Here is a 26,253-nt window from a genome sequence, read left to right as displayed (position 1 = left end):
TCGAAAAGACGGGGGCCCTCTCCCGTCTTTTTTTTATTTTTGTCAAAATATTAAATATGCAGTTGGCAGAAAGTACCCCCACAGAAATTTTTAGTCAAGTAGAATCGTTTATACGTTCTCAAGGTTATCACATTGTTGATAAAGACCACAATCGTCCTTGGGGTGGATTTTTCGTCCTGCAAGAAGATCAAGCTGCCAAATTCGCGGCACAATTTTTCCCACACCTGTCCTTAGACGCCATTCAAATTACCCAAAAACTTAGTCCCAAGTTTCTTGTCGTAGCGCCATCGAAGCGCTTATCTTGGCAATACCATTTTAGGCGGGCTGAACTATGGACTGTGGTAAACGGACCAGTAGGGGTGGCGATTTCGCCAATAGACGATCAGCCAGAACCGGGGATTTACCAAGAGGGGGAATGCATCACCTTGCCCATTGGGCAGCGCCATCGGTTGATCGGTTTAGCTAACTGGGGCGTTGTTGCTGAGATTTGGCAACATACAGATAGCGAGTTTCCATCAGACGAATCCGATATCGTCCGCTTACAAGATGACTTCGGCCGTTAATACTTTTTTCTCGCCGGCCATCTAAAAATAATACAAGAAAACTTTGTAGTCTACAAAAGTTTCCATAGTTTTGCTACCCGATAAATCAACGGGTTTAGCAAATGAAATCACGTATTCTAGAAAAAGGAACGCAATTATTCTTTCGTTACGGCGTCAAGTCGGTGACGATGGATGCTATAGCGGCTGAATTAGGGATTTCTAAAAAAACGATTTATCAACATTTTCCTGATAAAGATTCGATGGTATATGAGGTCGTTAAAGCCTTCATAGAACAGGACGATATTAAATGGGATGAGCTCGACAGGCTATATCCAAACGTGATTGAAAAGATATTTCAGTCTTTTGAAATGACGAAGGATTTGTTTACGCAGATGAACCCACGTCTGCTGTATGAGATTCAAAAATACTTCCCGAATGCGTATCAACTTTTCGCAGAGCACGGCGAAAAATGCATTCATAAGAATTTGATTGCCGACTTTAAAAAAGGAGCCCAATTCGGGTATTTTAGAAAAGATATCGATTTTGAGCTGCTAGCTCGTTTACGGATGGCTGAAGTTAATCTCGCTTTTGACCCTGACTTTTATCCTACCAATAAATTATCCTTGTATGATACCCAACTTACGTTGATGGACATTTTCATGCGCGGAATTTTGACCGAGAAAGGTTTAACTCTTTATAATTCATACCAAAACAATTTACAATCATGATCCGCCTAAGAAAAATTTGTGCTGGTCTATTTTTACTTGGTTCGCTCAGTGCCAATGCGCAATCGTTTACGCTCAAAGAAGCAGTAGACTACGCCATTATACACCATGTTCAAGTAAAGAATAGCCAAATTGACTTGCAGAATGCAAGTGCCAAGATTAACGAGATTCGGGCCATTGGACTGCCTCAACTTAACGCAGGTGTTGGGTATGGCAACAGCCTTATTCTTCAGCGTGTGTTTATTCCCGCTAACCTTTTTAATCCAGCTGCTAAACCAGGGGAATTAATTGCGGCTAAATTTGGCGTGACCAATTCGGGTCAGTCAAGTGTTAACTTAAGCCAACTGCTATTCGATGGTACGTATTTGCTAGGCCTAAAAGCATCTGAAGTGTACAAAGATTTGTCGGTGAAATCCTTAACTCAGTCCAAGCAACAAGTGGCCGAAAATGTCATGAAAGCTTATTATGGGATTTTGGTAAACGAAAAACGCTTATCAATTCTGCAATTGAATGTAGGTCGCTTGGACACCTTATTTAAGGAAACTAAAGCGTTAAATGCGCAGGGTTTTGTTGAAAAGATTGATGTTCAACGCCTTGAAGTGCAAGCAAATAACTTGCGGACCGAATTAGAAAATGTGTACCGCCTGCAAGAATTAAGCTATTCTTTATTGAAATTTCAAATGGGCTACCCGATGGAGGAGCCCATGCGATTGAGCGAGACCTTAGAGCAGATTGAATTAAGCCAAAACTTACTTGTTGACCAAGATGTTCCCTTTAATTACGGAAACCGCATCGAGTATTCAATTCTTAAAACACAAGAAAATTTGGCTGAATTGGATTTGAAGAGCATTAAAGCCGGATACTATCCTCGTTTAGTGGCTGGGGCTAGTTATGGATATAACGCTGGTGCGAATAGCTTTGGCGACTTAGTAACTAAACCATGGTTTGATAATGCAACGATTAGTTTCTCCTTGCAAATCCCAATTTTTGACGGTTTCTCGAAGAAATACAAAGCCATCCAGTCGGCAAACAACCTACAAAAAGTACGTCAAAGCTTCGATTTGTTGAAATCATCCATTGACCTACAAAGATATCAGTCGGCAATTTCCTTGAAGAATTCCTTGGAGTCTTTGAAAGAGCAGAAGGCCAACTTAGATTTGGCGAATGAGATTTCACGTGTTTCACGCGTTAAATACACCCAAGGTGTGGGATCAAATCTTGAAGTATTAAATGCGGAGACATCGATAAAAGAGTCGCAAGCAAATTATTTTACTGCGCTTTACAATGCGTTAATCGCCAAAGTAGAGTTAGCTAAATCAAACGGAACCTTATATTCAGAACAATAATCATGAAAAAAATAACTATCCTCCTAAGCGCGATCATCTTATTTGCGGCATGCAATAAGTCGGTCGATAAGAAAACAGAATTGGCCAACTTGAAATCAGAAGCCAAAGAAATCAATGCTAAAATTGCTTCGTTAGAGAAGGAGTTAGGTGCAGGAACGGAGTCGGCTACGAGTAAAGTGGTTGCTGTGGCTGTAAGTCCAATGGCAGCAACAACCTTCAAGCACTTTGTGGAAGCACAAGGAAATGTTGTCGCTGAAAATACAGTGTTGGTAAGTCCACAAACAGGTGGTGCGATTATTACGTTGCCGGTGGTAGCGGGCCAACAAGTTTCCAAGGGACAATTAATCGCTTCATTGGATAACAGCATTTTGACTGAATCGATGGAAGAGGTTAAGCATCAGTTGGACTTAGCAAAAACATTATTTACGAAGCAAAAGACACTTTGGGACCAACAAATTGGAACGGAAGTACAATACTTAAGCGCGAAGTCAAACAAGGAATCGTTGGAGAAGCGTTTGGTGACTTTGCGTGCGCAATTAGGCTTGTCTCGCGTGGTGGCGCCTATCTCTGGAACGGTTGAATTAGTACGTCAAAAAGCAGGCGAAATGGCTGCTCCAGGTATGCCAATTGTACAAATTGTGAATTTAAGTAATTTGAAAATTGCCGCAAAGATTGCCGATGCGTATGTTGGTTCCGTTAAAGTAGGTGACCCGATTGTGATCAAGTTTCCAGACATCAACAAAGAAATTACAGCGCGTATCTCTTTAGTGTCCAAAATGGTTAATCCATTAACACGTACGTTTGATATCGAAGCTCGTATTCCAAACGCAGGTGGGGATTTGAAACCAAATCAATTAGCTGTCATCAACATCAATGATACATCGAAATCGAATGCATTAGTGGTCGATGAAAACATCATCCAAAAGACTGAAAAGGGGAATTTGGTATATGTAGCCGTAGAGGAAAATGGTAAAAAAGTCGCGAAAGCACGTTTTGTAACGATGGGTCTTTCATATAATGGTCAAGCAGAAATTGCCACAGGCTTACAAGCAGGTGACTTATTAATCACATCTGGCTACCAAGATTTAGTAGACGGACAAGCAATTTCATTCTAGGCCAACCATGGAAAAAAATAAAAAGAACGAGCAACTGCCCGAGGGGAAAGGCTTGATTTATAATATGGTCGGCTGGTTAGGCGAAAACCGTACCACTGTTTACATATTTACATTTATCATTTTTGTGGCCGGTTTAGGTATTTATTCAAGCCTACCGAAAGAGCAATTCCCGGATATCGTAGTTCCTCAAATGGTGGTACAAACGGTATATGCAGGAACAACGCCTGCGGATATTGAAAATACGATCAACAAACCGATTGAAAAACAATTAAAATCGATTACCGGAATTAAGAGTGTAAAGTCCAATGCATTGCAGGATATTTCTGTGATTATTGTTGAATTTAATACGGATGTATCTGTTCCTGTGGCGAAGCAACGTGTTCAAGATGCGGTTGACAAAGCCAGCAATGACCTGCCGAAAGACCTAACACGTGACCCAGCGGTTGCCGAGGTGAATTTCTCCGAGTTTCCGATTATGAACATCAACATCGCGGGTGATTATCCCTTAGATAAGTTGAAGAAATATGCGGAAGATTTGCAAGATGAAATCGAGGGAATGCCTGAGATTACGCGTGTAGATATCGTAGGAGCACTGAAGCGTGAGATTCAGGTGAACTTGGATTTATATAAAATGCAGAGTTATGGCTTGACATTTTATGATATTCAATCTGCTGTTCAAGGTGAGAATGTGAACATTTCTGGCGGTGATTTAGATGTGAATGGCGTGCGCCGTTCACTACGTGTGGTGGGCGAGTTTAAGTCGGTGGATCAATTAGCCAATCTGGTGGTGGGCTCATCCACAGGTGCGCGTGTTCGTTTGAAGGATGTTGCAGATGTGCGAGATGGATTTGAAGAGAAGCAAGATTTTGCACGTTTAGATAATAAGTCGGTGATTACCCTAAACGTAATTAAGCGCAGTGGAGCTAATCTAATTAATGCAGCTGATCGTATTGAAAAGACCATTGAGGAGTATCGTGCGAGTCGTTTCCCTGCAGGTTTAGTCGTTTCTGTCACGGCCGATCAGTCTGAGCGTACGCGTGGTGATTTAGCAGATTTGATCAATACGGTAATCCTTGGATTTATTTTTGTGGTCATCGTGTTGATGTTTTTCATGGGAGTGCGGGATGCGGCATTTGTTGCCCTTTCAGTACCATTGTCAGCCTTATTGACATTCTTATTCATGCCAGGTTTAGACTTCACGCTGAATACGATCGTTTTGTTTGCCTTCCTATTAGGCTTAGGAATTGTGGTGGATGACGCCATTGTGGTTATTGAAAACGCGCATCGTTTGTTCAATAACTTTAAGAAATTGACGATCACAGAGGCAGTCAAGTTGGCCGCTTCTGAAGTGTTCATCCCGGTATTGACGGGTACATTGACAACGATATCTCCATTTTTACCGTTGTTATTTTGGCCGGGAATCGTAGGGGAATTCATGAAATTCCTACCTATTACCTTGATCATTACTTTGTTTGCGTCTTTGTTTGTGGCCTATGTAATGAACCCAGTTTTTGCGGTTTCATTTATGAAGCGTCATGATGAGGAGGCGAATAACGTTAAGGATCCTAAGTTTGCGGATATCCGTCGGACAGTTGTGATTTTACTAAGTCTGACTGTCTTTGGATATGTGCTGGGCTTGGGATTAGGTCATTTTGGCTTTGGAAATTTCGGTTTATTGGCCTTAGTTCTTTATGTGTTTAACCACTTTGTCGTTACACCAAAATGGGTAGTTCCATTCCAAGAAACAACATTGCCTGCATTTAAAAATGCGTACCGCCGGGCTATTTCATGGGTATTGGAAGGTCGCCGACCGGTTTACGCTACTTTAAGTGCGTTTGGGTTGTTGGTATTAACAATTGTCCTGATGGGTATTGTTAAGCCGTTGGTTATTTTCTTCCCGGCTTCTGATCCAGATTACATTTATATTTATTCGAAAATGCCGATTGGTACAGATTCGAAAGTGACGGATTCGGTAACGAAAATTGTTGAGCAGCGTGTGTTTGCGTTCATCAAAAAGGAAAATGCAGGCAAGGCCGTTAATTCGGTGATATCGAATGTGGGTAAAAATGCTGGGGATCCGATGCAACCAGATCGTGGAGCGACTCCGCATAAAAGTAAAGTAACCATTGCTTTTTCACCTAAGCAGGAACGTGGTGAAATTTCTTCAGGTGTATTGTTGGAAAAACTTCAGAAAGAGTTTTTTGAGAAACCGATTCCAAGTGTGGAAATGGCGATTGAGCGCGAGGCGAAGGGGCCGCCAACAGGTAAACCGATTTCGATTGAAATTGCCGGAGATGACTTTGCTGTTCTTCAGGATTTGGAGCAAAAAGTTCGGAAGATCATTCAGAAGTCGGGCATTGAAGGAATTCAGGAATTGAAGTCTGATTTGGTGACGAATAAACCTGAAATCATTATCGATGTAAATCGCGAGAAGGCGAGTCGCGAAGGTATATCTTCAGCACAGGTTGCGATGGCGGTTCGTACGGGTTTATTTGGAGCGGAGATTTCGAAGTTCCGTGACGTAAAGGACGAATATCCTATTCAATTGCGTTTGAAAGGTGATTCTCGAAATCAAATTGAGAAGTTATTGTCGATGAATATTACGTATCGTGATATGAACATGGGGGGTGCATTGCGTCAAGTACCTTTGAATTCAATTGCTGATATTCACTATGCGACATCTTTTAGCCAGATCAACCGGAAGAATCAAGAGCGCGTGGTTACCTTAGGTTCCGATGTGGTTCAAGGGTATAATGCGAATGAGATTGTGGGTGAGTTGGAACAATTATTTGAGACGATTGACATGCCTCAGGGATATAAAATCCGTATGGGTGGCGAGCAGGAGCAGCAAAAAGAGTCAGGTGAATTCTTGGGAGTAGCCTTTTTGGCGGCCTTGGTATTAATCTATTTGATATTAGCTACGCAGTTCAATTCAGCGGTTAAGCCATTTATCATATTTGCGACGATTTTACTTTCCTTGATTGGGGTATTGTTGGGCTTTATGGCGTTTGGTATGACATTCTCAGTGATTATGTCGGGTGTGGGAATTATCGCATTGGCAGGTATTGTTGTGAAGAATGGAATTTTGTTGATTGAATTCATTGAGGAGTTGCGTTTCAAGCGTGGCTATGATTTGAAGGAAGCGATCATTGAAGGGGGTGGAATTCGTTTGACGCCTGTTTTGTTAACTGCTTCGGCGGCCGTATTGGGCTTGATTCCGTTGGCCGTAGGCTTGAGTATTGATTTTGTGGCGATGTTTACGGAATTGAATCCACATATTTTCTTTGGTTCGGAGTCGGCAGATTTCTGGGGAATTTTGGCGTGGACGATCATCTTCGGATTGACGTTCTCGACCGTATTAACCTTGTTGATTGTACCGTGTATGTATTATATCTCGGAGCGAATTAAGCAGAAGTTTTTTCCAAAAAGAGTTTAATTTTTGGTGGTTCAACTAGATTGTGAAAGCCCTCGAACAATGTTCGGGGGCTTTTTGTTTGGTGGATTCAGGTCAGAACTAGGGGCCTCAATTTTGTCAAAAGCGAAAAATCAGGTTAACTTAGATTTTCAAAAAAAATCATCATTTATGAAATATTTATTGGGATTGCTTTTACTGCCACTTGGGCTAATTGCCCAAGATCGCACCTATGGTAAACTATGGGCAACGCGCTCACAAGTTATGGCTCAAAATGGCATGGTTGCGACGTCACACCCCTTGTCGACGCAAGTAGCCCTGGACGTATTAAAAGCGGGGGGGAATGCTATAGACGCTGCGATTGCGGCGAATGCGATGGAAGGTGTGGTGGAACCACATGTAAATGGGATTGGAGGGGATTTGTTTGCAATCGTGTGGGATGCCAAAACAAAAAAACTTTATGGGTTAAATGGTTCAGGTCGTTCGCCAAAATCATTGACCTTAGCCGAGTTTAAAAAGCGTGGTTTGACGCATATTCCTTCCTTGGGGCCTTTACCTGTTTCGGTACCTGGTGCGGTGGATGCTTGGTTCGAGTTGCATAAAAAATTCGGTTCGATGCCTATGAACAAGGTGTTGAATTCGGCAGTTTCGTATGCACGGAACGGTTTTCCGGTGCATGGCGAATTTGCTTCGGCGTTAACGCGCGTGGAGGCAAATTATGGAAAATTCCCGAATGTGGCTCAGCATTATTATCCAACTGGGAAATCGCCTGTGGAAGGTGATATTTTCAAAAATCCGAACCTCGCAAATACGCTTGAAAAAATTGGTCGGGATGGTCGGGATGCATTTTACAAGGGAGATATGGCGCGGACGATGGATGCCTTCATGAAGAAGAATGGAGGTTTTTTGAGTTACGATGATTTGGCGACGCATACATCTACGTGGGTGGAGCCGGTTTCTGTGAATTACCGCGGATATGATGTGTGGGAGTTGCCGCCTAATAGCCAAGGGATTGCTGCCTTGCAGATGTTGACGATTTTAGAAGGCTATGATTTTTCCAAAATTAAGTTGGGTTCTGCAGAGCACGTACACTTATTTACAGAGGCCAAAAAACTGGCTTTTGAAGACCGTGCGAAATATTATGCGGATCCGGAGTTTGCCAAAATCCCAGTGGCAGAGCTGATTTCAGAATCGTATGGAGCTAAACGCCGTGCATTAATCAATCCAAACCGCGCGGGTCGCCATTACGAGGCGGGAAATCCGGCCTTAAAAGAAGGCGATACGATTTATTTAACTGTGGCTGATAAAGACGGCAACATGGTTTCGTTGATTCAAAGCAATTATCGTGGTTTTGGGTCAGGCATGATGCCGGATGGATTGGGATTTATGTTCCAGGATCGCGGAGAATTATATAATTTAAAGGAGGGGGAAAACAATACCTATGCGCCGGGGAAAAGACCATTTCAAACCATTATTCCAGCCTTTATGACGAAGGATGGGGTTCCGGTTATGAGTTTTGGTGTAATGGGTGGAGCCTTTCAGCCGATGGGCCACGTACAGATTGTTATGAATGTGGTGGATTTTGGGATGAATGTGCAGGAGGCTGGGGACTTTCCGCGGATGAATCATGAGGGGTCTTCGGAGCCAACGGGCGAGAAGATGGAGACTACAGGTGGTATGATTACCTTGGAACATGGCTATCCGTATGAGGTGATTCGGGAATTATTGCAAAAAGGACATCAGGTTGGGTATATAAATGGTACTTATGGAGGTTACCAGTGTATTCGTTGGGATCCAGTGCGTAAAGTTTATTTCGGAGCGACGGAGTCGCGGAAAGATGGGCAAGCCGCAGGGTACTAAACTTTCCCTTACCCCCTTACCTTTGGCAATCCTCCAAGGTTTGCCAAAGGTAGGTGAAAAAAAGTAATTTGAAGATGCAAAAACTGATATTCGAACGCGTGTATACAGGCCATGAATGGCTCTCAAATCAAGCGATATCCATCGAGGATGGTCTCATTAATTCACTGCATAACGAAGTTGGAGGAATCTCTGATGGGTTTCTAGTTCCGGGCTTCATTGACTTGCAAGTATATGGCGGTGGAGGTCTGCTTTTTTCAAATCACCAAACCGAAGCGGCCATTCAAGCTACTTTTGACGAACATGTAAAAACAGGAACGGTTGCTTTTCAAATCACTTTAAATTGTTCACCTAAGCAATCCATGTGGTCTGCTATAGAGGCATGCAAATCGTACATAGGTAAGGGTTTGGTGGGATTACATTTGGAAGGACCTTTTTTTAACCCAATTAAGCGTGGTGCGCATACGGAAGCATTTGTCCAGGAACCCACCAGGGAATTTGTGCAAGAAATTATAGATCGTACGCAAGGACTGCCCACGTACATGACCATTGCACCTGAAATGTTTGCGCCGGAAGATTTAAATTTATTGAAAAATAGCCACATCATGTGTTCAATGGGCCATTCAGATGCGACCTATGAACAAGCCCAACAGGCAGGCATATCTCGGATTACCCATTTATTTAATGCGATGTCCCAATGGCAAAGCAGGTCTTTGGGCTTAGTTGGCGCCAGCTTTCGCTCAGATGCCTGGACAAGTATCATCGCTGATGGACTACATTGTGATTTTGAATCTTTGCGTTTGGCAAAACAATTAAAGGGTGAAAAGCTCTTTTTGATTACAGACGCTGTGACGCATGATGAATCGGGTCCTTATATTTTCACTAAAAATGGTATCCGGTTTACCAATGAGGCAGGAGTCTTGTCTGGTTCAGCCTTGACGATGGATGAAGCGATTCGGAATTGTGTCCAAAAAGCAGGAATATCGCTGGAAGAAGCTGTTCGTATGTCAACAGTTTACCCAGCTGAAGTAGCGAATTTGGTAAATTTAGGATCAATTGGCGCCGGGAAAAGAGCTTGTTTTGTTCATTTTTCGGATGATTTGCACGTGAAGCAGGTTTGGTATGATGGGGAAGCTTTGATAAATTAGAAGATGATTAATTTTCCATCGAAACAACCTCAGGTTCAAACGACCATATTTACAAAAATGTCCCAACTCGCTACGGAGGAGGGTGCTTTAAATTTATCCCAAGGTTTTCCCGGTTTCGATTGTTCAGAAGAGCTGCAGGAACTCGTTAGATTTTACGCTAAAGGACACAATCAATACGCACCTATGACCGGTGTTCCAGTGTTCCGACAAAGTATTGCCAACAAAACTAACTCATTTTACGGAGTCACACTCGACGCAGACACCGAAGTTACCGTTGTTTCTGGGGCGACGGAAGCACTTTTTGCGGCAATTCATTGCTGTGTTTCTGCGGGGGATGAGGTGATCATGTTTGATCCATCATACGATGCATACGACCCCATCGTGCGTCTAGCAGGTGGTATTCCTGTGCATATTCCACTAAAATCATCCAATAGTTTTCAGATTGACTGGGAAGAATTAGGTCGTAAAATCACACCCAAAACTAGAGCGATTATGGTCAATTCGCCCCATAATCCCACGGGGGCAATTTGGTCCATGGAAGACCTTGAGGCATTCGCTTCCCTGGTTAAGGGAACCAATATTCTAATCGTTTCAGACGAAGTTTATGAGCATATTGTATTTGATGGGGCAAAGCACGCTTCCGTACTTTTACATCCTGAATTACGCCAAAGAAGCTTTGTTTGTGGGTCTTTCGGCAAGACGTATCACATTACTGGCTGGAAAATTGGTTATTGCTTAGCACCCCCATATCTGACCCAAGAGTTTCGAAAATTGCACCAATGGGTCACTTTTTCGAGTGCGACCCCTTTGCAATATGCATTGGCCGACTACCTAAAGACACCTGCGCATTACTTGGGTTTATCCTCATTTTACCAACAAAAACGTGATTTGTTTGCTTCCTATTTCAAAGGTTCCCGGTGGAAGATTTTACCTTCACATGGTAGCTTTTTTCAGTGTTTGGATTATTCGGAAATTAGTGATGAATCCGATGTGGATTTATCGGTACGACTAACCAAGGAGTTAAAAGTTGCCTCGATCCCTGTTTCCGTATTTTATGAAACACCCCCTGAAGACCGGATTTTGCGTTTTTGCTTCGCCAAAAATGACGATGTTTTGAAAGAAGCCGCTCAAAAACTTGCGCAATTATAAGTACTTAAGCGCTATTTTTTCGCCAATCACTTCTAAATAAGAAGCCGCATTAGCCATCGCGTCTGCTGTACTTTTAGATTCGCTCAGAACGCTATAAATATCCTTTGCATCCATAAATAGAGGTATTTTGTCTTCATCCTCAAACGTCCCACAAACCAAAATGGACTGTTTAAATTGCTTGTCGGCTCGCCCCACTACATTGGCCACTAATTTGCCCGACCATGTTTGTTGGTCTATTTTCCCTTCTCCCGTAATTATATAGTCAGCCTTGCGTATGGCGCGATCCAAATGTACTTTGTTCAGAAGCCACTCCGCTCCAGAGACTATTTTTGCCTCTAAGAAATAAACGGCACCTGCCCCCAATCCACCTGCAGCGCCAGCTCCAGGGATATCCGAGGGAAGCCATTTGGCTACATTAATTAGACCTTTATCTAATTGTTTAATCGATGTCGCACTTGCTCCTTTTTGTTTGGCAAAAATATGTGCCGCACCTTGTGGTCCATGTAAAGGATTGTCGACATCTGTAAGTACAATAAATTGGATTTGAGGGAATGGATTTTGTCCTTGTATTTGGGTGATATGGACTAAATTTTCACCAATTGGCTCTAAGATATTTCCGGCTTTATCAAGAAATTGATAACCCAGCGCAGCCGCCATGCCTATTCCCGCATCGTTCGTAGCTGAGCCCCCTATTGTTAAAACAATCATTTCGGCCCCTTTGTTAGCCGCTTGCTGAATTAACTCTCCTGTGCCAAACGTATTCGTTTTTAGTGGATTTTGTTCCTTTTTGCTTAGTAGTTGAAGTCCAGAACAACGCGCCATTTCAATGTAAGCAGTTTTTTGGTCGGCAAGCCACAAAAATGCTGCATTTACAGGTCTGCCTAGAGGATCTTTCACAGTATGCGTTTGCCAAGCCCCCCCATGAATTTTTTGTATCATTTCTAGCGTACCCTCTCCACCATCTGCGAGTGGAACGATTTGGATGACAGAATTTTTCCGTTTGGTTAAAATTCCTTTGGCTAATGCTTCTGCCGCTTCTTGAGCCGTTAAGGATGATTTGAATTTATCTGGACAAATTAAAATATTCACGCGCTGAATTTAATGGTTCAATTTACTGACATTTCTTTACTTTTGTGCTCTAACTCATCTATATGAAGTATTTCATTTTATTCATCTTTGCCCTATTATTTAGCGCTTGTACACATCAGCCAGATCTCACAGGTTTTGATGCGGAAGCATTTAAGCAAGATCGTGGGGCATGTGGGGGAAAGCGTGGCCAACAAGTCGCCTGGTTAAAAGCGCATAAAATGAATTTTCAAGGGGCTACCTCAAATAATATAGATGATATTTTAGGGAAGCCTGATTTGCAACAGCTTGCCGATAGGAATCAAGAATATTACATCTATTTTCTGGAGCCTGGCCAACAATGTTCACAAAAGCCTTCACAAGCAAAATCGATAGCTTTTCGTTTTAGCGCCATGGGTTTAGCCACTGAAATTACATTCCAAAACGGTGTTCCTTTGTAATTTATTTGGTTATCATCCCCACCACTGAATTTGTAAATCCAACTACGAAGCTGAAGATTAGAGGAGCAATGAATCCGCTTACCTTAAAGCCGGGTACATATACTTCGACCAAATACACCATTCCTACGGTAATTACCAGCGAAAATAGCCCTAGTGTCATAAAGGTTATCGGCAAACTGATAATTTTCAAAATAGGTTTAACGAAGGAATTTAAAAATCCCATAGCTAGCGCAACTACTAATGCCGTTGTAAACCCATCTACGGCGATTCCTTTCAAATAACGAGGTATAATCATGACCACTCCGGCAATAATGATATAGCGAATAATAAATCCAATCATGTTATTTCTGATGTCTAGCTTGTAATGTCTTAACGATTTCTTCTAACCCAATTCCTCGGTCTTCCAATAAAACCAATAAATGGAAAATTAAATCAGCTGCTTCCCCTTTGAACAAATCATCGTTTTTCATTAAGGCTTCTATGACCAATTCGACTGCTTCTTCACCAACTTTTTGAGCAATTTTGTGCGTGCCTGCATCGAATAAGGAAGCTGTATATGACGTATCTGCCGACGCATTTTTACGTGATCGCACAATGTGCTTCAAGTGATCTAACCACGCCGCATTATCTACATTTGATTCATTAAAACAGGTATCTGTTCCCGAATGGCAAGTTGGCCCTGCTGGCTTCGCTTGAATCAAAATGGTATCTTGATCACAATCAATGGATATATTGACCACATCTAAATAGTTTTCAGATGCCTCACCTTTAGTCCATAAGCGATTTTTTGAGCGGGAAAAAAAGGTTACCCGTTTTTCTGCACGTGTTTTGGTGTAGGCCTCTTCGTTCATGTACCCGAGCATAAGCACTTTTAGGGTGCTCGCATCTTGAATGATAGCGGGAACTAAGCCTTTTGAAAAATCTGGTTCTAAACTCATAAGGGTTAAATTAGTATATCCGCATGGGAATTCCTTTGTTCGCTAAGTATTTTTTCAATTCGATAATCTCAATTTCCTTGAAGTGGAATATGCTTGCTGCCAAACCGGCATCCGCCTTCCCCTCCGTAAAAACCTCATAAAAATGTTCCATCGTGCCCGCTCCACCCGAGGCAATAATGGGAATCGAGGATTGTAATGAAATCTGACTCGTCAAGTCATTTGCAAAACCTGCTTTTGTCCCATCAGCATCCATAGAGGTCAATAAGATTTCTCCTGCACCACGCGATTCCACTTCTTTGGCCCAAGCTAAGGTTTGAATTTCAGTGATTTTCCTCCCGCCGTGCGTATGTACCCAATTTTTCCCGTTTACAAAACGGGTATCAATCGCCACAATGATGCATTGAGAGCCAAATTGCATGGCTAATTCATCCACTAATTCAGGCCGACGAACCGCCGAAGAGTTAATGGAAACCTTATCGGCGCCAGCATTTAATAAGGCTGAAACATCTTCGATGCTACTTATTCCGCCACCTACCGTAAATGGAATATTCACATGGCGCGCAACTTCACGAACTAGATTGACTAAGGTCTTCCGGTTATCTACTGTGGCCGTGATATCCAAAAAGACTAATTCGTCTGCCCCTTGTTCCGCATACAAAGCCCCTAGTTCCACAGGATCTCCCGCATCACGCAAATCAATGAAGTTGGTCCCCTTCACAGTCCGACCTTCTTTTATATCCAAACAAGGAATAATTCGTTTCGTTAGCATAGAGATTCTTTGGCAAAAGTGGCTAAATCTTCAAGTGTAATGCGGCCTTCATAAAAGGCTTTGCCAACAATCACGCCGAATAAATTCATGGCGCGCAATTGTTCCAAATCCTGCATGTTGGCAACCCCACCACTCGCAATAATATTTAATCCAGGGTTATTTGTCTGGATTTTTTCATACAAATCAAAGCTCGGCCCTTGCAGCAAGCCGTCCTTCGCCACATCAGTTGAAATGACGTATTGAGCACCTGCAGCTTGATAATCGGTGAGAAAATCATAAATGGAAATATTTGAGTTTTCTTGCCAACCGGACACTGCGATTTGCTCGTTGTATGCGTCAGCACCCAAGATTATTTTATCGGTGCCATATTTTTTGAACCAACTATGAACGAGTTCTGGATTACGTACGGCAATACTTCCTGCGGTAATTTGTGCTGCACCGGCCGAAAAGGCTCGGTCAATCATTTCATCGGATTGTACGCCTCCGCCAAAATCAATGTGTAGCGATGTATTCGAAGCAATACGCTCTAAAACGGCTGCATTGACGATTTCTTTTGCTTTGGCTCCGTCTAAATCAACTAAATGCAATCGTTGGATTCCAGCTCCTTCGAATGCTTTGGCAACTTCTAAAGGGTCAGAACTATAGACTTTCTTTTGTTGGTAATCCCCTTGCGTTAACCGAACGCATTGTCCTCCAATAATATCGATGGCTGGAATGAGTTGGAACATAGATTAAAGCGCTAAGAAGTTTTGAATGATTTTTTGACCTACCAATCCTGAAATTTCTGCATGGAATTGTGCCGCGTAGAAATTGTCTTTCTGCATCATGGCAGAAAATGGTTGTACATAGGCACAAGTAGCTGATGTATATGGGTTTATAGGGGCATAAAATGAATGCACAAAATATACATATTCTTCTTTTTTGAGCCCTTCCATTAGGGTATTTTCACCACAAGCTTGAATGGAATTCCAGCCCACATGCGGAATTTTCAAATCAGTGCTAACAAATCGTTTAACAGAAACATCAAAAACCCCCATGCACGTCGTGTTATTTTCCTCAGAGTCACGACATAATAATTGCATACCAATACAGGTGGCCAAGACAGGCTGTTTTAATTTGGGAATCAATTGATCTAAGCCCTTTTCACGTAAATAGGCCATCGCCGTACTCGCTTCGCCTACTCCGGGAAAGATGACTTTGTCGGCAGATTCAATCACCCTTTCGTCGTCTGTCCAGGTGTATTTTACCCCAATTCTGTCCATGGCGTACATGACCGACTGCACATTCCCGGCATTGTATTTGATGATTGCGATTTCCATGGACGTATTTTTAATGGGCAAAATGCCCTGCAAAGGTAGGCAAAAGGGCTTGGATTATGAAAAGAAGCGTATCTTTGTTGGCCTTATGCCCATCAACCGTCGGATCTTTCTTGAAACGTTATACTTAATTTGGATGGGTGCTCTACCTGTTCTTTCAAGTATGTTGTTGGGTTATTTTGCCCTCGCTAACCCAAGTTTTTTTACCAATTTTTCGCTTTTTGAATTTGTGTTTTTCTGGATTAGTGCGGTTTTCATCATGGGACTTGCCTTATGCCCTACGACCTTTTTCGCCATGTTCACGGGTTATGTCTGGGGCTGGTCGGGATTATTTCCTTTGATTATCGCTTACGCCGTTGCCTCCATAATTGGGTATGCTTTGGCTAGAAAAATGAAAGGAGATACGCTAATTGAATTGATTCGTGTCAAGTTTAAAGCGGCTGATTTTCTTGAGAATGTACAGGCGCAATCCTTTGCTTGGGTATTTTTGGCTCGACTATCTCCGATTTTTCCTTTTGCAATTACAAATGCGCTAATGGCTTTTTTGGGAGTTCCCTTACGGCAATTTTTTGTAGGAGGCACGCTGGGTATGCTACCTCGGACGCTGATTGCCTTGTGGACTGGTATGCAGGCGGCTTCGTGGACCAACTTGCTTAATCACCCCGAAATGGTCCGTTGGCAAGATGTCGCGAGCCTCGGAATGTTACTCATTTCCGTCATCGGGATGTTTGTACTCGCAAAACGAAAAGCCTAATGTTTTAGGAATAGATAGAGAAAGCCCCACATAGCGGCAAGTTGGCCTATCCAAAATGAAAACATCCACATAATAAGTGCTTTTTCAGATTTAACCATCTTGATTTCTAACTCCATCAACTTTATGTTCAAATATTCCTTGGTCACCAACTCATCCGTTCGCTCCTCAATAGTTCCCTGAACTAGGTCTACAAATTCCATGGCATCTTTTTCCACTAAGTGGAGTTTTTTATGCGCTAATTGATACAATTGAATTGATTTCGCTTCCATGTTTCAAACCTACAAAAACACATTAGATGAGTCAATTCGATACATGAATAATCCGATATTTATCAGTTTTTTACCAGTAGAGATATCATCATAAAAGTAATAGCTACTTGCCCAATCCAAAGAATAAACATCCATCTGATCAATTCGCGCTCCATTTTCTCAAATGCCCGAATAACAAAGTCAACGCTTATGTGGCTCTCCTCCTCATATATGCCATCTCGCTCGCCCAAATGTAATTTGGCTCTAACTAATTGATATAATTTCCGGGTATGTGGTTTCATGTCCTAAATGTAGGGCCTCTCCATGGAAGTGTCAATTCGTTTTTTGACTAATTTAAATCAATTCGGAATCAATAACCTGAACTTTTCCCCATAGGTGTTTGTTGGCATCAATGAACTTCATGTGCAATGGATGGTATAAATATTCGGATTCTTTCGCCGCATTTTCAAACACTAAAACGACAGAAAAAGTATAACTTCCATCCGTGGCTCCTTTGTCGAACTCCGTAATGATCGGTCGGCCTACATGTGCCATTTGTATCATTGGCAAAGTGCCTAATTGTTTTAAAGCGGTCAATAATTGTGTTTTTTCTGCTTCATTGCCTGGGTTTTTAGCCCAAAACAAGACGTGGTGAACAAAGGTCATAGAAGTTTTTGCATTAGGTAAAAGGCTGCTCGCAGCTGTTGCCATTCCGGCTTGTTGGAGGAAATTTCTTCTCGAAGTCATAAATAGGTTTTAAATATTATTCAAGTCTACAATGGAAAATTTACAAAAGCAATTAATCATTACAGGAGCAACAGGTATGGTGGGCGAAGGCGTGTTACATGAGGCGATCAAATCCCCTTTTGTTAGCCAAATCTTGGTCATCAACCGCAAACCTTGTGGAGTGGATCATCCAAAGGTCAAAGAATATCTACTTACTGATTTTTTGAAACCTGAAGAAATGCGCGAAGCTATTAAAGGCTATGATGCCTGTTTATTTTGCCTTGGCGTTTCCTCTGTGGGGATGAATGCCGAGGAGTATAAACAAAAAACATATGACTTAACACTAGGATTTGCGCACGTATTACACGAAGAAAACCCGAATATGTCGTTTAGCTATATTTCGGGGGCAGGAACTGATTCGACAGAGCAAGGACGATTGGCGTGGGCACGTGTGAAAGGAAAAACTGAAAATGAACTATCGAAATTGGGTTTTGGAGACTATTATTCATTTAGACCTGCGATGATTAAGCCAACTCCCGGATTAAAAAATGCGTTACCATTTTATAAGTACATCAATTGGGTCTTCCCGATTTTGAATATGTTGGCTCCACATATAGCTTGTACGCTAAAAGAGTTAGGCGAGGCGATGTTGGAAGTTTCCATTTTCGGTTCGACTAAAAAAACCATTGAAGGGAATGATATTTTGGCATTAGCCAAGCAAATGCGCATGCGTTTATAGCTTTTTGGCTATTTTTGTACGATATACTAAATGATAACCTGTGAATAAGAAAGTTGTACTCATGATTTTAGATGGTTGGGGAATCGCTACCAACCCAAAAGTTTCAGCTATTGATGCGGCAAATACCCCGTTTATTGATTCATTATATACGAAATACCCACATTCAAAGTTGGAAGCATCTGGCGAGGCCGTAGGTTTGCCGGAAGGCCAAATGGGTAATTCCGAGGTAGGACACATGAACTTGGGTGCAGGGCGTGTGGTTTATCAGAATTTGGTACGCATCAACAAAGCTGTTCGCGAAAATACATTAGGTCAAGAACCTGAGTTAGCTAAGGCTTTTGAATATGCGAAAAAAGAAAACAAATCAGTTCACTTCATGGGCTTGGTTTCAGATGGAGGTGTTCACGCACACATTGAACATATCAAATCTTTATTAACTTCTGCATCTGAAGCGGGTTTGGCAAATGTTTTTGTCCATGCATTTACGGATGGCCGCGATACGGATCCGAAATCGGGGATGAAGTTCATGACCGATTTAGTTAATCATACCAAAAAAACAGGAACGGCCGTCGCCTCAGTGACAGGTCGTTACTTTGCGATGGACCGCGATAATCGCTGGGAACGAGTTGCATTGGCTTATCATGCCATGGTGGATGCGGAAGGTGCGCCAACTCAAGATATTTTAGGGGCTATTCAAGCAAGTTATGATGCTGGGGTGACAGATGAATTTATTAAGCCAATTATTGCTACGGACGCTACAGGGAAGCCATTGGCAAAAATAGCTTCAGGTGATGTGGTTATTTGTTTTAATTTCCGCACAGATCGTGGTCGTGAAATTACACAAGCGTTAACGCAGCGAGATTTTCATGAGGAAAATATGCACAAATTGGATTTGTATTATCTGACGATGACAGAATACGACAAAGAATTCCAACATGTGAAGGTGATTTTCAATGATTCGAATTTACCGATGACCATGGGAGAGGTCTTGGAAGGTGCTGGTAAAAAGCAAATTCGGATTGCTGAGACGGAGAAATATCCACACGTGACGTTCTTTTTCTCAGGTGGTCGCGAGCAATTGTTCAAAGGGCAAGAAAATATATTGCGCAATTCACCTAAAGTTGCCACATACGATTTGCAGCCGGAGATGTCGGCAGCTGATTTACGTGATGCCCTAATTCCAGAATTAGAAAAAGAAGAAGTTGATTTTGTTTGTTTGAATTTTGCAAATCCGGACATGGTTGGTCACACTGGTGTTTTTGAGGCGGTTGTTAAGGCAGTTGAAACTGTGGATGCGTGTGCGGAGGCTGTTGTAAAGGAAGGTTTGGCTCATGGATATTCATTTATCATCATTGCGGACCATGGAAATGCGGATGTAATGATGAATGAGGATGGTTCACCCAATACAGCGCACTCTACGAATTTAGTACCGTGTATCTTGGTGGATAACGAATTTCACCCGACATTAAATAATGGTAAATTAGGCGACGTATCACCTACTATTTTAAAATTAATGGGTGTGCCTCAGCCAAAAGAAATGACGGGAGTCTCGTTGTTTTAAACAATAAGCCCTTCAATAGAAGGGCTTATTTTATTCAATGGGTTGGTTTGCCTCGTCGACAATCACAAAGATGTCCTGTTTCGGTTTCTTCATGAGGTATTTTTCGCGGGCGTATTTTTCCAACAGGGCGGGATTCCCGATAACCATTCGTTTTTCCTTTTCTAATTCTTTGATTTTTTGTTGGTAAAAGGCTTTTTCAGCTTTCATATCACTTAACTCACTCCACAAACGATATTGTATAGTCAGGTCATTCGAATCCAAGACAAACATCCAAACAAATAGGACGCTTGTTGAAATCGAATAAAAGCGATATTCTCCCCAAAAAAGCCTTTTGACAAAATTCATTATTTCTTAGAAGTTCAATCCTGGGAAATAGGCATTTGCCCCTAATTCTTCCTCAATACGAATCAATTGGTTGTATTTAGCCATACGGTCAGAGCGAGACGCAGAACCCGTTTTGATTTGACCTGTATTCAGCGCAACAGCTAAGTCGGCAATTGTCGCATCTTCCGTCTCTCCTGAACGGTGCGACATGATGTTTTTGTATGAATTGCGTTTCGCTAAGTTCACCGTATCAATTGTTTCTGTTAATGAACCAATTTGGTTTACTTTAACTAATACCGCGTTTGCTACTCCTTTTTCGATACCTTCTTGTAAGCGCTTTACGTTTGTGACGAATAAATCGTCGCCAACTAATTGGCATTTAGAACCAATCAATTTAGTTTGCTCAGCCCAGCCAGCCCAATCGTCCTCAGCCATACCGTCTTCGATTGAAATGATTGGATATTTGTCTGCCCAAGTTTTCCAATATGCAGCCATTTCCATGTTGGTCAATTGCTTGCCATCCGATTTTTTGAATGTATAAAGGCCTGTTTTCTCATCATAGAATTCAGAAGCAGCGGCATCCATGGCGATGAAAATTTCTTCACCTGGCTTGTAACCCGCTTTCTCGATGGACTGCAATACGATTTCGATTGCCTCTTCGTTTGATTTGATGTTCGGCGCAAAACCACCCTCATCACCTACGTTTGTCGAATACCCTTTTGATTTTAACACACCTTTCAACGCGTGAAAAACTTCCGTACCCATACGCAACGCATGTGAAAATGACTCAGCTTTCACAGGCATTACCATGAATTCTTGGAAGTCAATTGAGTTGTCGGCATGTGATCCACCATTCAAGATGTTCATCATGGGAACTGGTAATGTATTGGCGTTAACTCCACCAATGTAACGATATAAAGGTAATCCTGCTTCTTGAGCAGCAGCTTTCGCAACGGCCATTGAAACACCTAAAATAGCATTTGCTCCTAATTTGCCTTTATTTGACGTACCATCTAATTCAATCATTAAACGGTCAATCATGTTTTGCTCAGAAACTTCTAAGCCCCATAATTCTTCAGCAATAGCTCTGTTAACATTCTCAACAGCTTTTAAAACGCCTTTGCCAACGTATACTGATTTATCTTCATCACGAAGTTCAACAGCCTCATGGATACCGGTTGAAGCTCCAGAAGGAACTGCTGCTCTACCAAAAGCACCATCTTCCGTCTTAATATCTACTTCGATTGTTGGATTTCCGCGTGAATCTAAAATTTGTCTGGCGTGTACGTACTGTATTGCACTCATCTTTTTATTGTTAGTGTGAATAAATGATTACGATGTAATTGCTTAAATTGCCTTGCAAAATAACGCAAAATCTGGATAATTTTAGATGAATTTGTGTTTAATCATGATTATATAACCTTGCTTCCTTCCAAAATGAAAAATTATTCCTTTCTAATCCTGTTTTTAACCATCTCTTGTTTTACTGTTAAAGCTCAAGTCGTTGATGTTGAATCCTTTTCAGCCAAAATCACTGAATTGCCCAAGGCCACATTGTTAGATGTACGCACGTCTGGTGAGTTTGGTGGAGGCCATTTACCTAAAGCGCAAAATATCGATTTTCGGTCTGATTCTTTTGCTCAGGAAATAGATAAACTGGACAAGAGCCAGCCTGTACTCATTTATTGCCTTTCGGGTGGGCGTTCTGCACAAGCTGCTGAAGTGATGCGAGCCAAAGGTTTTCAAGTAACCGAGTTACAAGGTGGATATTTGAAATGGACGACCAAAATGAAGCCATTAGAAGGAGTTCCAGCTGTTAAGCATGATGCTGCTTGGAGTTTGACTGATTTTGAAAAATTAGTCAAAGATAATGATTCGGTCGTAATTGATTTTTATGCCAAGTGGTGCGCCCCATGTTTAAAAATGATGCCTTTTGTGGATAAATTGGCAGGGGAGTTTAAAGGGAAAGTGACTGTCCTAAAAGTGGAGGCCGACGGCAATCAGTCCATACTTCAGGCGTATGGAATAGATGAAATCCCGAGTTTTATCGTATTCCGCCAGGGCAAATTACTGCAAAAAACATCGGGATTTCGTGAAGAGCCAAAACTCAAAGAATTATTTGTTCAGGCTACTGGGACCATTCAGTAGGCTGGCGATCCCATCGGTGAAGTTTTAATTTGTCGAGTAAATTTGTTGGCAAACCCTTTCCATCTGAACAGGCAATGTTATTTGCTGCGTGATTTATCTTGCGCATGCCCGGTATAATTGTTCCCACGTCTGGGTTTGATAAGATAAATCGTAGTGCCATTTCGGGCATATCCATTCCCTCAGGAATAAGCGGCTTTAGTGCATTCGCATGATCAACACTGGAAATTAAATTTTCAGGAACAAAATAGGTCGACCTCCAATCGTCTGCGGGGAATTTAGTGTCATAGTTCATGGTTCCCGTTAAAGTGCCCTCATCAAAGGGTACACGTGCAATAATGGCGACGTCTAATTCTTTGCAAAGAGGGAAAAGTAAATCCTCTGGGTTTTGATCGAAAATGTTATAAATCACTTGTACGGATGAAATATGACCTGTCTTCAATGTTTGTAAACAATTATTTGGCTCCCACCGATTCACAGATATTCCCCAATGAGCAACTTTCCCTTCTTTTGTTAGCTTTTCAACCGCTAATTGCCACTCATCCTGATTCGCCCACGCATCTTCCCAAACATGGAATTGCTGTAAGTCAATCTGCTCAACCCCTAGATTTTTTAAGCTTTTCTCCGTGTATTCAATAATGTGATTTGCCGGGAAGCAGTCTTTTAAAAGAAATCCAGATTTAGAAGGCCACGTAAAATTCTTTGGAGGAATTTTTGTTGCAGCATATATTTTGGTGTCTGAATGACGCTTAACCAATGCTCCTAAAATTTGTTCACTTTTCCCTTCTGCGTACCCCCAAGCTGTATCGAAGAAATTACATCCAAGTGATACAGCATGGTCTAATGATTTAGTAACTTCTTCTATATCTGAGCCCGTCCATCCTGCCAGTCCCCACATTCCGTAGCCCATTTCACTTACGTTCCATTCTGTTCTTCCAAATCTCCTTTTTTTCATATATTTATGGCTGTTTTTCTGCCTTTAAATGTAGCATTTTAATCGTTAAATAATTGTCCCGTTTAATACGTTTTTGGCTATATTTCTATCATATTTTTACCTATTCTAATTATGTTTCATTAGGTATAATTGTGTTTATACGCATTATGAAAATATTTTACATTACCTTTTAATAATCGATTTTTTATATTAAAAACAACAATAACACAAATAACGCAAATCTTATAATTTCCCTTATTACTTTAAACTAAATTTGATCTAAATATAAGCGTTTTGTTAAGCTATGGAGGTCAACGAAAAAGAAGGTTTAAGTACAATTTTATTGGGCACTATAAGCATTCCCTCCTCTGATATTTTATTCATTCGCGGAGAAGGAAATTATTCTAATTTTTTCCTGAAAGACGGCCGTAAAATTCTTTCTTGTCGTACACTAAAGTATTTTGCGAATTTGCTAAGCGAGGATGGTTTTATTCGCCCTTCTAAATCTGCTTTGATTAACCCTTCTGCTATTGTACACATTGATTTCAAATCACAAAAAACGATACGCTTAGTTAATGATGAAGTGATTTCAATTTCACGAAGACAAGTTCGACCATTAAAAGAATATTTTCAAACGCTCGCATAATTAGCGAATGTGTTTTTGCCAGAAGCTTGGGCTATATTTTTCCCACGCATGACACCCAAATGGCAAAGAGCCCCCAAGCAATTTTACACCAATTTCTGGATTTTTTTCAATAGAGAACGCGAGTGCATCCTGCCAACTAGGTAATTTCAAAAGCCACCTGAAGGGATAGGAGCGACGTTGTGCGAACGAGAACATGGCATCTTCGTTAGCTTTCCATTCATTGAAAAAATATCCATAGTATCTTATGTAGCGAAGTAGTGATTTGACATTTCGCAACGATAATCCTCCATTCATTAGTATTGGCTCATGTAATAGGGTACTGTCACCTGTAAAATGGGCCTTTTTTAATTTAGGTGCTCCTATATAGTCATACCCTTTCTGGCACCAGGCAAGTAATTGATCTTCAAATACATAGGCATCTAATTGGTAAATCAGTATATATTCAAATTCGATTAATGCTTGATAAAATGCCTCACTAACCAGTAAATGATTATAGGTCTTTGGGCTTACGAAGTAGGTGTCAGGGAATCGAATAACAGTGTAGGCGTCGATGTATTCAGTGAGAAAATCTGTATTTAGTTGGTGTGGCGCAACAATAATTAATGGATGTTTTCCTAAAACTCGTTGGCACTGACGCAACGAAATCTGCTCATTTATGGAAAGCTTTGCTTGATAGACAGGTATGACGATTGCTACTTGTTGCATGCTATTCAAATAAATCACCTAAAATGGGTCTCCACCATTTACCGCCCTCTAATTTTCTATATGAGCCTGCTAGTACATATTTTAAAATTGGGGATATTCTTTTCAATCGATTTGCTGGTAATTGTGCACGCATGGAATAAAATTCATGTCTATGTTCAATTTTTTCGATTACGTCAGCAGGGATATTAGGTAATGAGGAGATATATAAATAGAGCGCTTTTGCATCCTGATATTTTTTCTCAATCCGTGTTAATTTATCAACTCTGGTTCGAGTGAATCGATCTAATAAAGAAACGCGTTCATTTTTCGCCTTCAATCCGACTTGCTGGCTTTCATGTTCCCGATACTGAATCAAAGGCTCAGCTATATACCCGATTTGATTATGTATCGCTAATTTAAGCGCCATCCATCCATCATGGATTAACTCGGGGATAATATCTGGAACGGGTATCAAATCGGGCAAACAACTTTTTCGTATAGCCATAGTAGCTCCCGTGACTACATATCCTTTTAACAGGATTTCAAATGATCCACCTGCAAGCCATTTGGCCTGTGCCTCCTGATTAAATTCTATTTGATTAAATGACGTATGCCCGGTTTTTAGCCCGCGTTGATCAATTATTTGAGCATTCGAAAAAACGGCATCCTGAGAAGGATTTTGCCGAAAGTACGCGCGCATTATTTCTACTTTGTTTGGCATCCAAACATCATCTTGGTCACATAAAAAAATGATTTCTCCTGAACATTTTTGGAGGCACTGCTCAAAATTTTTACTACTTCCTAAATTGCTGCTATTTTGGTGAATGTGTACGGGAAAAGGAACAGAGTCTTTGAATTTCTCTAATATCGTAAGCGTCGCGTCGCGTGATCCATCATCGCAAACGATAAGCTCATGCACTTGGCATGTTTGTTGTTTGATTGAATCAAGTTGTTTGGGTAGAAATTCTTCCCCGTTATACGTACATAAAGCTACTGAAATTGACTCCATATCAATAAATTACATGGGAACGTATACGAGTTTTTTCGTTTCAAAAAATGGTTCTTCGAAATAAGAAGGAAGTTTGACAACTTTTGTTTTGCGTTCTAATTCCTCAATTTCTTCTTTTAAATCGCCTCCTTTAAGCAAGATTAAACCGTTTTTTTTCGAATGGAAATGGTTGGGACTAATTTTATTTCGTACCCAATTGTAAAAAGGGCTTAGGCGTGTGACGGCCCGACTAACAATAAATTCAAAGTCTTGATCTACATCTTCTGCACGGATATGTTGGGCCTGTACATTTGTTAATCCAAGTCCTTCTGTGACACCTTCGACAACTTTTATTTTTTTACCAATACTATCAACTAGCAAAAATGTACATGCAGGAAATAGGATTGCTAATGGGATACCGGGAAATCCACCTCCAGTACCTACGTCTAATATTTCCGTGCCTGGTCTAAATTGTAAGAATTTGGCGATTGCCAATGAATGCAACACATGATGCATCATTAAGTTATCGATGTCCTTACGGGAAACGACGTTGATTTTTTCGTTCCATTCTTCATATAAGGGGAACAATTGTTCGAATTGCTGGAATTGTGTTTCCGTAATTTCGGGAAAATACTTTTTAATTAATTCCGCTTTCATAGTC

Annotated in this window: 29 protein-coding genes; 14 read left to right on the top strand and 15 right to left on the bottom strand. The window is 41.3% G+C overall.

What is annotated here, in order from left to right; translation table 11 throughout:
• Positions 1–56 precede the first annotated feature (56 nt).
• From ACIQ6T_RS00785 to ACIQ6T_RS00750, 8 genes are all read left to right on the top strand, one after another.
• Positions 57–563 carry a phosphoheptose isomerase gene (locus tag ACIQ6T_RS00785; RefSeq protein ID WP_395783222.1) on the top strand — a complete coding sequence of 169 codons (507 nt, stop codon included), beginning with the start codon at positions 57–59 and terminating at the stop codon, positions 561–563.
• A 101-nt stretch (positions 564–664) separates the two neighbouring features.
• Complete coding sequence (locus ACIQ6T_RS00780; RefSeq protein WP_395783220.1) at positions 665–1,270, top strand: TetR/AcrR family transcriptional regulator; 606 nt, start codon at positions 665–667, stop codon at positions 1,268–1,270.
• Complete coding sequence (locus ACIQ6T_RS00775) at positions 1,267–2,613, top strand: TolC family protein (RefSeq protein ID WP_395783218.1); 1,347 nt, start codon at positions 1,267–1,269, stop codon at positions 2,611–2,613. Before ACIQ6T_RS00780 ends, ACIQ6T_RS00775 begins: the two co-directional genes overlap by 4 nt.
• Before the next feature lie 2 nt (positions 2,614–2,615).
• Positions 2,616–3,728, top strand: a complete 1,113-nt coding sequence (locus ACIQ6T_RS00770) for an efflux RND transporter periplasmic adaptor subunit (RefSeq protein ID WP_395783216.1) — start codon at positions 2,616–2,618, stop codon at positions 3,726–3,728.
• 64 nt (positions 3,729–3,792) lie between these two features.
• The gene (locus tag ACIQ6T_RS00765; protein WP_395783370.1) at positions 3,793–7,164 is read left to right on the top strand and encodes an efflux RND transporter permease subunit; all 3,372 of its coding nucleotides are present in this window, start codon (positions 3,793–3,795) and stop codon (positions 7,162–7,164) included.
• A 147-nt stretch (positions 7,165–7,311) separates the two neighbouring features.
• Positions 7,312–9,000 carry a gamma-glutamyltransferase gene (gene ggt / locus ACIQ6T_RS00760; protein WP_395783214.1) on the top strand — a complete coding sequence of 563 codons (1,689 nt, stop codon included), beginning with the start codon at positions 7,312–7,314 and terminating at the stop codon, positions 8,998–9,000.
• A 74-nt stretch (positions 9,001–9,074) separates the two neighbouring features.
• Positions 9,075–10,145 (top strand): N-acetylglucosamine-6-phosphate deacetylase, encoded by a 1,071-nt coding sequence (nagA, locus tag ACIQ6T_RS00755; protein ID WP_395783212.1) that lies wholly within the window; start codon positions 9,075–9,077, stop codon positions 10,143–10,145.
• Between the two features lie 3 nt (positions 10,146–10,148).
• Positions 10,149–11,294: a methionine aminotransferase gene (locus tag ACIQ6T_RS00750; protein ID WP_395783210.1), complete on the top strand. Its 1,146-nt coding sequence runs from the start codon at positions 10,149–10,151 to the stop codon at positions 11,292–11,294.
• On the opposite strand, the gene ACIQ6T_RS00745 is transcribed toward ACIQ6T_RS00750, so the two are convergent.
• Complete coding sequence (locus tag ACIQ6T_RS00745) at positions 11,289–12,383, bottom strand: glycerate kinase (RefSeq protein ID WP_395783208.1); 1,095 nt, start codon at positions 12,381–12,383, stop codon at positions 11,289–11,291. The genes ACIQ6T_RS00750 and ACIQ6T_RS00745 overlap by 6 nt on opposite strands.
• A gap of 62 nt (positions 12,384–12,445) precedes the next feature.
• On the opposite strand from ACIQ6T_RS00745, the gene ACIQ6T_RS00740 reads away from it, so the two are divergent.
• The gene (locus ACIQ6T_RS00740; RefSeq protein WP_395783206.1) at positions 12,446–12,820 is read left to right on the top strand and encodes a hypothetical protein; all 375 of its coding nucleotides are present in this window, start codon (positions 12,446–12,448) and stop codon (positions 12,818–12,820) included.
• A 1-nt stretch (position 12,821) separates the two neighbouring features.
• Here the strand turns inward: ACIQ6T_RS00740 and ACIQ6T_RS00735 are convergent, their stop codons facing one another.
• Genes ACIQ6T_RS00735 through hisH form a run of 5 tightly spaced genes read right to left on the bottom strand, consistent with a single transcriptional unit; the run spans position 12,822 to position 15,846 of the window.
• Complete coding sequence (locus ACIQ6T_RS00735; RefSeq protein ID WP_395783204.1) at positions 12,822–13,160, bottom strand: phage holin family protein; 339 nt, start codon at positions 13,158–13,160, stop codon at positions 12,822–12,824.
• Between the two features lies 1 nt (position 13,161).
• The gene (hisIE, locus tag ACIQ6T_RS00730) at positions 13,162–13,758 is read right to left on the bottom strand and encodes a bifunctional phosphoribosyl-AMP cyclohydrolase/phosphoribosyl-ATP diphosphatase HisIE (RefSeq protein WP_395783202.1); all 597 of its coding nucleotides are present in this window, start codon (positions 13,756–13,758) and stop codon (positions 13,162–13,164) included.
• A gap of 10 nt (positions 13,759–13,768) precedes the next feature.
• Complete coding sequence (gene hisF / locus ACIQ6T_RS00725; protein ID WP_395783200.1) at positions 13,769–14,527, bottom strand: imidazole glycerol phosphate synthase subunit HisF; 759 nt, start codon at positions 14,525–14,527, stop codon at positions 13,769–13,771.
• Positions 14,521–15,255, bottom strand: a complete 735-nt coding sequence (gene hisA / locus ACIQ6T_RS00720) for a 1-(5-phosphoribosyl)-5-[(5-phosphoribosylamino)methylideneamino]imidazole-4-carboxamide isomerase (RefSeq protein WP_395783198.1) — start codon at positions 15,253–15,255, stop codon at positions 14,521–14,523. The genes hisF and hisA overlap by 7 nt, the downstream gene beginning before the upstream one ends.
• Before the next feature lie 3 nt (positions 15,256–15,258).
• On the bottom strand, positions 15,259–15,846 hold the full coding sequence (gene hisH, locus ACIQ6T_RS00715) for an imidazole glycerol phosphate synthase subunit HisH (protein WP_395783196.1): 588 nt from the start codon (positions 15,844–15,846) through the stop codon (positions 15,259–15,261).
• Here hisH and ACIQ6T_RS00710 point away from each other — a divergent pair.
• Positions 15,845–16,597 (top strand): TVP38/TMEM64 family protein, encoded by a 753-nt coding sequence (locus ACIQ6T_RS00710; RefSeq protein WP_395783194.1) that lies wholly within the window; start codon positions 15,845–15,847, stop codon positions 16,595–16,597. The genes hisH and ACIQ6T_RS00710 overlap by 2 nt on opposite strands.
• Here the strand turns inward: ACIQ6T_RS00710 and ACIQ6T_RS00705 are convergent.
• The 3 genes from ACIQ6T_RS00705 to ACIQ6T_RS00695 form a co-directional block, all read right to left on the bottom strand.
• Positions 16,594–16,866, bottom strand: a complete 273-nt coding sequence (locus tag ACIQ6T_RS00705; RefSeq protein WP_395783192.1) for a hypothetical protein — start codon at positions 16,864–16,866, stop codon at positions 16,594–16,596. The two genes, ACIQ6T_RS00710 and ACIQ6T_RS00705, sit on opposite strands and share 4 nt — an antisense overlap.
• A 62-nt stretch (positions 16,867–16,928) precedes the next feature.
• Positions 16,929–17,147, bottom strand: a complete 219-nt coding sequence (locus ACIQ6T_RS00700) for a hypothetical protein (RefSeq protein ID WP_395783190.1) — start codon at positions 17,145–17,147, stop codon at positions 16,929–16,931.
• Positions 17,148–17,199: 52 nt separating this feature from the next.
• On the bottom strand, positions 17,200–17,592 hold the full coding sequence (locus ACIQ6T_RS00695) for a Dabb family protein (RefSeq protein WP_395783188.1): 393 nt from the start codon (positions 17,590–17,592) through the stop codon (positions 17,200–17,202).
• 31 nt (positions 17,593–17,623) lie between these two features.
• Between ACIQ6T_RS00695 and ACIQ6T_RS00690 the strand changes: the two genes are divergently transcribed.
• Positions 17,624–18,310 (top strand): NAD-dependent epimerase/dehydratase family protein, encoded by a 687-nt coding sequence (locus tag ACIQ6T_RS00690; RefSeq protein ID WP_395783186.1) that lies wholly within the window; start codon positions 17,624–17,626, stop codon positions 18,308–18,310.
• Positions 18,311–18,350: 40 nt separating this feature from the next.
• Positions 18,351–19,871, top strand: coding sequence for a 2,3-bisphosphoglycerate-independent phosphoglycerate mutase (gpmI, locus tag ACIQ6T_RS00685; RefSeq protein ID WP_395783184.1), 1,521 nt, complete (start codon positions 18,351–18,353; stop codon positions 19,869–19,871).
• Between the two features lie 30 nt (positions 19,872–19,901).
• Here the strand turns inward: gpmI and ACIQ6T_RS00680 are convergent, their stop codons facing one another.
• The gene (locus ACIQ6T_RS00680; protein WP_395783182.1) at positions 19,902–20,216 is read right to left on the bottom strand and encodes a septum formation initiator family protein; all 315 of its coding nucleotides are present in this window, start codon (positions 20,214–20,216) and stop codon (positions 19,902–19,904) included.
• 6 nt (positions 20,217–20,222) lie between these two features.
• Complete coding sequence (gene eno, locus ACIQ6T_RS00675) at positions 20,223–21,500, bottom strand: phosphopyruvate hydratase (RefSeq protein ID WP_395783180.1); 1,278 nt, start codon at positions 21,498–21,500, stop codon at positions 20,223–20,225.
• A gap of 132 nt (positions 21,501–21,632) precedes the next feature.
• On the opposite strand from eno, the gene ACIQ6T_RS00670 reads away from it, so the two are divergent.
• Positions 21,633–22,343, top strand: a complete 711-nt coding sequence (locus tag ACIQ6T_RS00670) for a thioredoxin domain-containing protein (protein WP_395783178.1) — start codon at positions 21,633–21,635, stop codon at positions 22,341–22,343.
• Here the strand turns inward: ACIQ6T_RS00670 and ACIQ6T_RS00665 are convergent.
• Positions 22,324–23,295 (bottom strand): aldo/keto reductase, encoded by a 972-nt coding sequence (locus ACIQ6T_RS00665; RefSeq protein WP_395783176.1) that lies wholly within the window; start codon positions 23,293–23,295, stop codon positions 22,324–22,326. The genes ACIQ6T_RS00670 and ACIQ6T_RS00665 overlap by 20 nt on opposite strands.
• A gap of 283 nt (positions 23,296–23,578) precedes the next feature.
• Between ACIQ6T_RS00665 and ACIQ6T_RS00660 the strand changes: the two genes are divergently transcribed.
• Positions 23,579–23,920 (top strand): LytR/AlgR family response regulator transcription factor, encoded by a 342-nt coding sequence (locus ACIQ6T_RS00660; protein ID WP_395783174.1) that lies wholly within the window; start codon positions 23,579–23,581, stop codon positions 23,918–23,920.
• Here ACIQ6T_RS00660 and ACIQ6T_RS00655 read toward each other — a convergent pair whose 3' ends face one another.
• The 3 genes from ACIQ6T_RS00655 to rsmG are packed head-to-tail and all read right to left on the bottom strand — an operon-like array spanning position 23,921 to position 26,249.
• On the bottom strand, positions 23,921–24,625 hold the full coding sequence (locus ACIQ6T_RS00655) for a DUF5672 family protein (RefSeq protein ID WP_395783172.1): 705 nt from the start codon (positions 24,623–24,625) through the stop codon (positions 23,921–23,923). It abuts the gene before it with no gap.
• A gap of 1 nt (position 24,626) precedes the next feature.
• Positions 24,627–25,613, bottom strand: coding sequence for a glycosyltransferase family 2 protein (locus ACIQ6T_RS00650; RefSeq protein WP_395783170.1), 987 nt, complete (start codon positions 25,611–25,613; stop codon positions 24,627–24,629).
• Positions 25,614–25,622: 9 nt separating this feature from the next.
• A complete protein-coding gene (gene rsmG / locus ACIQ6T_RS00645) occupies positions 25,623–26,249 on the bottom strand; it encodes a 16S rRNA (guanine(527)-N(7))-methyltransferase RsmG (RefSeq protein WP_395783168.1) in 627 nt (208 codons plus the stop codon).
• Between the last annotated feature and the right edge of the window lie 4 nt (positions 26,250–26,253).

This window comes from Aquirufa sp., assembly GCF_044377215.1.
GTDB lineage: Bacteria > Bacteroidota > Bacteroidia > Cytophagales > Spirosomataceae > Aquirufa.
This window is presented reverse-complemented; position numbering and strand designations above follow the sequence as displayed.